This is a genomic window from Methanobrevibacter sp., from assembly GCF_017940815.1.
GTDB lineage: Archaea > Methanobacteriota > Methanobacteria > Methanobacteriales > Methanobacteriaceae > Methanocatella.
Map to the genome: position 1 here is coordinate 1 of NZ_JAGAXX010000066.1, position 6,149 is coordinate 6,149.

General features: G+C 34.8%; 5 protein-coding genes. All 5 read left to right on the top strand.

Features of this window, described 5'->3' with window-relative positions; translation table 11 throughout:
* Positions 1–288 precede the first annotated feature (288 nt).
* Positions 289–1,107: a glycosyltransferase gene (locus tag ILA26_RS08190; RefSeq protein ID WP_292896190.1), complete on the top strand. Its 819-nt coding sequence runs from the start codon at positions 289–291 to the stop codon at positions 1,105–1,107.
* Positions 1,104–2,411, top strand: coding sequence for a UDP-glucose/GDP-mannose dehydrogenase family protein (locus ILA26_RS08195; RefSeq protein WP_292896192.1), 1,308 nt, complete (start codon positions 1,104–1,106; stop codon positions 2,409–2,411). Before ILA26_RS08190 ends, ILA26_RS08195 begins: the two co-directional genes overlap by 4 nt.
* 187 nt (positions 2,412–2,598) lie before the next feature.
* Positions 2,599–3,582: a glycosyltransferase family 2 protein gene (locus ILA26_RS08200; protein WP_292896194.1), complete on the top strand. Its 984-nt coding sequence runs from the start codon at positions 2,599–2,601 to the stop codon at positions 3,580–3,582.
* Between the two features lie 65 nt (positions 3,583–3,647).
* On the top strand, positions 3,648–5,246 hold the full coding sequence (locus ILA26_RS08205; protein WP_292896196.1) for an NTP transferase domain-containing protein: 1,599 nt from the start codon (positions 3,648–3,650) through the stop codon (positions 5,244–5,246).
* Positions 5,247–5,250: 4 nt separating this feature from the next.
* Entirely contained in the window at positions 5,251–5,955 is a 705-nt protein-coding gene (locus ILA26_RS08210) for an IspD/TarI family cytidylyltransferase (RefSeq protein WP_292896198.1), read from the top strand.
* Positions 5,956–6,149 lie beyond the last annotated feature (194 nt).

Sequence of the window (6,149 nt, forward strand, 5' to 3'; positions counted from 1 at the left end):
AAACAAGAAATAAAAAACACAAAAGAAGATTTAGAAAATTTCTGCGAAAGCACATCCATAAAAAACCAATTAAAACTCAATGTAACAATATTTTAAAAAAAATCAACAAGTCAGCCAAAATTTAATTTTGGCGGACACCCTAAATTAAAATAAAAAAAATATATTTCATAATGGAATTCCAATATGTCTTTGAAAAAATTTTTAAGCAAATTAAAAAAGAATAATAAGAAAATAATAGCTATTAAAACTCCCAATCCTGAAACAGAGCATCATTGGGGTGATTACTTCATGGCATTGGCATTAAAAAGGGCTTTTGAAAGGAAAGGTTTCAATGCAATCATCCATGAACAAGAATCATGGTACAATGATGATGATGTGGATATTGTATTCGTTTTAAGGGGATTGTATGAATATAAGCCAAATCCGAATCATATCAATCTGATGTGGAACATCTCTCATCCGGAATTGGTGGACCATAAGGAATATGAAAATTATGATGCGGTTTTCATCTCATCTGAAAAATATGCTAATAAGATAAGAAATGACGTAAACACTAAAGTTTACCCATTACTGCAGTGCAGCGACCCGGAAGTGTTTTATCCTCAAGAGGATGAGTCATGCAGTCATGAGATTCTATTTGTCGGCATAGGTCGTGAAAACCGTGAAATAATGGAAGACATCTTGAAAACTGATTATTCTGTTTCCGTTTACGGCAAGCACTGGAATGAAAAAATTGACGAGAAGTATGTATGTGGGGAATTCATTCCCAATGAGGAATTGCATAAGTATTATTCTTCATGCAAGATATTGTTAAATGATCATTGGAAGGATATGAGAGAATGGGATTTTCCATCCAACAGATTGTTCGATGCCCTTTTATGTGAAACATTGGTGATTTCTGACAATATTCCTTCTGCAAGCACTGTTTTTGAGGATTGCATTGTGACTTATGATGGTGTTGATGATTTGAAGAATAAGTTGGAGTATTATCTGAATAATCCTTCAGAAAGAGAACTGTTGGCCAAAAGGGGCAGAGAAATAGTTTTAAATAATCATACTTTTGACAATCGTGTTGAATTTATAATAAAAGTTTTAGGTGAACTATGAACATTACAGTTATTGGAACAGGGTATGTGGGATTGGTCACCGGAGCGTGTTTTTCCAAAATGGGAAATAAGGTTTACTGTGTGGATATCGATGAAAATAAGATAAACGGTTTGAAGAATGGCCAGATGCCTATATTTGAACCAAATTTGAAAACCATTGTTGTCGACTCTCAAAAAAGGGGAGATCTGATATTTACTACTGACCTGAAAATTGCATTGGATGACACAAATATAATTTTTATTGCCGTTGGAACTCCGATGAATGATGACGGTAGCGCTAATCTTGATTACGTATTTGAGGCAGCTAGAAATATTGCTGAAAGTATAACTCATGAATCTTTAATAGTGGTCAAATCAACTGTTCCTATTGGAACCTCATTTGAAATTAAAAAAATTATCAATAGTATTTCAGATGTTAAAGTTGATATAGCTTCAAATCCTGAATTTTTAAAGGAAGGCAGGGCAATTGAGGATTTCATGCATCCTGACAGAGTTGTAATAGGTGCTGAAAGTGAAGAGGTTTTTGAGATATTAAAAGAGTTGTATCGCCCATTCACATTAAATCATGAAAGGTTTGTATTGATGGACATCAAGTCATCAGAATTGACTAAATACGTTTCTAATGCAATGCTTGCAACTAAAATATCTTTCATGAATGAAATAGCAAATATATGTGAGGTTACCGGTGCGAATATACAGGAAGTCCGTAGAGGTGTCGGTTCTGATAAGCGTATTGGATATGATTATATTTATGCAGGCTGCGGTTATGGAGGAAGCTGCTTTCCAAAAGATGTTAATGCATTAATCAATACTGCAAAAGCCAATGGGTATTATCCAAGGATTTTGTCACAAGTGGAAGAAGTTAATTTAAATCAAAAGAACGTATTGGTAAATAAGGTAGCTGATAGGTTTGGTGATGATTTGAACGGCCTCACCTTTGGAATTTGGGGATTGTCATTTAAACCTGGAACTGATGATGTAAGGGAATCCACATCACTCGTGGTGATTTCGAAGCTTATCGATAAAGGGGCTAAAATTAGGGCATATGATCCTCAAGCTATGGATGAATTTAAAAAGACAATTGATGAAATGTATTTGGATTCAATTGAATTTAGTGAAAATCGATATTCTGCAATTGAAAATTGCGATGCACTGATTTTAATTACTGAATGGAAGGAATTCAGAAATCCCGACTTTGCTTTACTTTCAGAAAATTTAAACAAAAAGGTAATTTTTGATGGTAGAAACATCTACAGTAAAAAGATTACATCCATGGGATTTGAATTGCATCAAATTGGATGTTGATTTTAATAAGTATCATATTTTATGCATTTTTGTGAAAATTTTCATGAATAATTTTTTTATATTGCAAAAAACTAAAATCAAAGTTAAATAAGTGATAATTTCACTCTTATACTTTTTTTAAAATTAATGAAGATAGTTTATGTTTCAATCCCTATTTTTTTATATTATTATTTTTAAATTATAATTCATGGCAACAATATCAGTAATTCTTCCAGTTTTTAATTGTGAAAAATATGTAAGCCAAGCCATTGAATCGGTATTGGACCAAACATTCACTGATTTTGAACTTATCATTGTTAATGACGGTTCAACTGATGCAACTGGAAACATTATTAATGAATTTAGCGATTCTAGAATTAAAATCATCAACCAGTCAAACCAGGGTCCCGGTGCAGCAAGAAACAATGCATTGAAAATTGCAAATGGAAAATATATAATGTTTTTAGATTCAGATGACTGGTACCATGAAAGGGCATTGGAAATATCATATGATGAAATCACTAGGCATAATGCGGACTTGACCTTTTTCCAGATGATTAACTATAACGATGGGGAAATATATGAGAATGACTGGTTCGATTTAAAGACATTTGATGAGTCATTTGAGAATAGGGCATTTTCCCCAAAGGAAACTCCCGGATCCATCTTTGATTTGTCTGTTGGAGTTTGTCAAAAGATATATGATGCTGATTTTTTAAGAAGAATTGACGCCAAGTTTCCGGAAGGAATATTTTTTGAGGACATGCCTTTCTTTTATTATGTTTATCTCAAGGCAGAAAGGGTTTCCATTATTAAAAAGCACTTGTATTACAGAAGAAAGCATGACGAGTCCATAACCCATGTTGTTGATGAAAAGTTTCTTGACACAGTTGCAGCTGGCCAAGTGCTAATGAAGATATTCGTTGGAAATGATTGGTATGATGCATATAAGTTTGACTTACTTGCCTACAAAATAAATGGTCCTCGTTTTGCTTTAAGAGACCTTCCATTAAAATGCAAAGATAAAATGTTCAACTTAATTAAAGAGGACTATATGCAAATAAAAGACAGCAAATATTATCAGGACTTTCTCGACAATCTTGGTCCAATAAAAAGGAAATTCTTCTTGGATGTCATTGAAGCTGAAAACTATGATGAATTTATTTTATTGAACAGTAAAAAGTGTAAATAATCGTTAATTTTTGATTAATTATTTATAAAACAATTTCTAAATACTTATATAATTATGGTGATTTTATGAAGAGAAATGCTATTATTATGGCTGCTGGAAAATCGAATCGATTTGCACCGTTCACATATGAAAAACCTAAAGGTCTTTTCATAGTTCGTGGCGAAGTTCTAATAGAAAGGCAAATCGAACAGCTGATTGAGGCAGGAGTGGAAGACATTTATGTTGTAATGGGTTACATGAAGGAGAAATTCTTTTATCTTGAACGTAAATACCCGGAAGTTACTTTACTAATCAACAACACATATGGACAATTTGGAAACATCTATTCATTATATGTTGCACGTGAGTACCTTGCAAATACATTCATTTGCTGTGCTGACCATTATTTCACTGAAAATCCATTCATTGACGATAATGAATTTAACCAGTCATACCGTGCATGCACATATCTTGAAGGAAACTTCAGGGAATTTTCTGTAGATTATTCCGATGCTGATATCATCACAGGATGTTACATTGGTGGTGAAGACACAGAGGCAATGATCGGTCATGCTTACTTTAATGAAAAGTTCTCAAGCAGGTTCCGCCAACTATTGGAGGAGGAAATTGACAACTTCGGTGTTGCAGGAATGTTTTGGGAAGAGTTTTATGGAACCCACATCAAGGACTTGACCTTATACAAGAAGGAATTCGACAAGAACGACATCTTTGAGTTTGAGGACATTGACGATTTAAGGCAATTCGACAGCGACTTCCTATTGAACGTTGATTCCGAAATTGTCGAAAACATCTGTAAGACTCTCGACTGCCATCCGAATGAGATTACCGACATTGAAATCATCAAGGCAGGATTGACAAATGCATCCTTCAAGTTCACAGTTAAGGATGTGGAATACGTATACAGACATCCTGGAGGAACCGCAGACAATCTTATTGACAGAAGAACTGAGGTATATACCCAGAACATGGCTAAGAAATATGATTTGGACAAGTCATTAATATACATTGACCCAAGCGGATGGAAGATATCATACTTCATCCAGAACATTATTCCATGTGACATATTGGGCAATGAGACCCACTTGAAGCAATGTATGGAAGCGCTCCACAAGACTCATGAGATACCATTGTCTGAGGAAGCCAAAATCTTTGATAATGTTGCAGAATCAAAAAGATTGATTGGCCTTGCCTGTGCAACCAAGGGTAATCTGTTTAAAGAATTTGAAGAAATGTTTACTAAAATTGACATTGTTGACAATTACGTTAAGGCTGAAAGGGAAAAATACGGAATCGAGCTAGTTGTATCTCACCACGACGTATACGAACCTAACTTCATCTCAACCAGTGACGGCGACTTTTACCTAATCGATTGGGAGTATTCAGGAATAAACGACCCTGTCAATGACGTGACCTCCATATTTACAAGATATGAATATGATGAGGAAATCCGTGAAATGCTATTGAGGGCATACTACGGACGCGAACTTACTCCATTGGAGCACCGTCATGCAATGGGACAATCCATTCTAAATGCACTTTATTGGATTAGCTGGGGATTGTTTAAAGGTAGTGTTGGTGAGGAAGATGGATTCTTCTTTTTAACATCTTTCAGATATATATTAGATAATATTGATGAGGTTATCGAAAGTTACAAGGAGTTATAAAATTATGAATGTACCGATTATTTTAGCAGGTGGTGTCGGCTCCCGCGTTGGTGCTGACCGCCCAAAACAGTTTATCGATATTTTGGGAAAGCCTGTTTTAGTATATACTATTGAATTGTTCCAGAATCATCCTGAAATTGATGCAATTGAAGTAGTATGTATTAAAAGTCATATGGATTATTTAAAAGGTTTAGTGGAAGAGTTTAACTTAACTAAGGTTAAATGGATCACTGAAGGAGGAGTCGACTTCCAGCATTCAGTGATGAACGGTATTGAAAATCTTAAGGGTGAATTGGATGACGACGACATTGTGCTTGTCCATTATGGAGCCTCACCATTCACAACACCTGACATAGTCAGCGATGCTATAAGAGTAGCAAAAGAAAAGGGAAATTCCTCCCCTGCAATCTCATCCCCTCTGCTTTTGGGAAGCAATGATGGGGACAAGTCCGTTAACTGGATTGATAGGGATGCAGTGATGATTTTAAATACTCCTCAATGTTTTAAATTCGGTTATGTAACTCAATTGTTTGAGGAAGCTGTTGAAAAAGATTTGATTGACAAGGTAGAGCCACATACAACTACATTGATGTATCTTATGGGGCGTGAAATTTACCTGTCAAAATCCAATCAGTTGAATATTAAAATCACGACAAAAGAAGACCTTGACCTGTTCAAGGGATATGTTATGATGAAACAGAACGAGTAATTGATATTACTCAACTTTTTTTATTTTTTTTTATAAAAATTAGAAATTGTCACATTGAACCTCTCCAGCTTGTAGAAGTTGGAGATTCTTAGGCCATATCTATTGTTTTGTCAAGGCCTTTCCATTCGTAATAATATTCGAATTTGCCTTGACCGATAGGTATGAAATCTACTAAGCATAGCACCATTGAACCA

Bases quoted from the DNA above. Each gene is read 5' to 3' on its own strand.
- ILA26_RS08200 (WP_292896194.1), top strand. From the start codon at position 2,599: ATGGCAACAATATCAGTAATTCTTCCAGTTTTTAATTGTGAAAAATAT.
- ILA26_RS08190 (WP_292896190.1), top strand. From the start codon at position 289: ATGGCATTGGCATTAAAAAGGGCTTTTGAAAGGAAAGGTTTCAATGCA.
- ILA26_RS08210 (WP_292896198.1), top strand. From the start codon at position 5,251: ATGAATGTACCGATTATTTTAGCAGGTGGTGTCGGCTCCCGCGTTGGT.
- ILA26_RS08195 (WP_292896192.1), top strand. From the start codon at position 1,104: ATGAACATTACAGTTATTGGAACAGGGTATGTGGGATTGGTCACCGGA.
- ILA26_RS08205 (WP_292896196.1), top strand. From the start codon at position 3,648: ATGAAGAGAAATGCTATTATTATGGCTGCTGGAAAATCGAATCGATTT.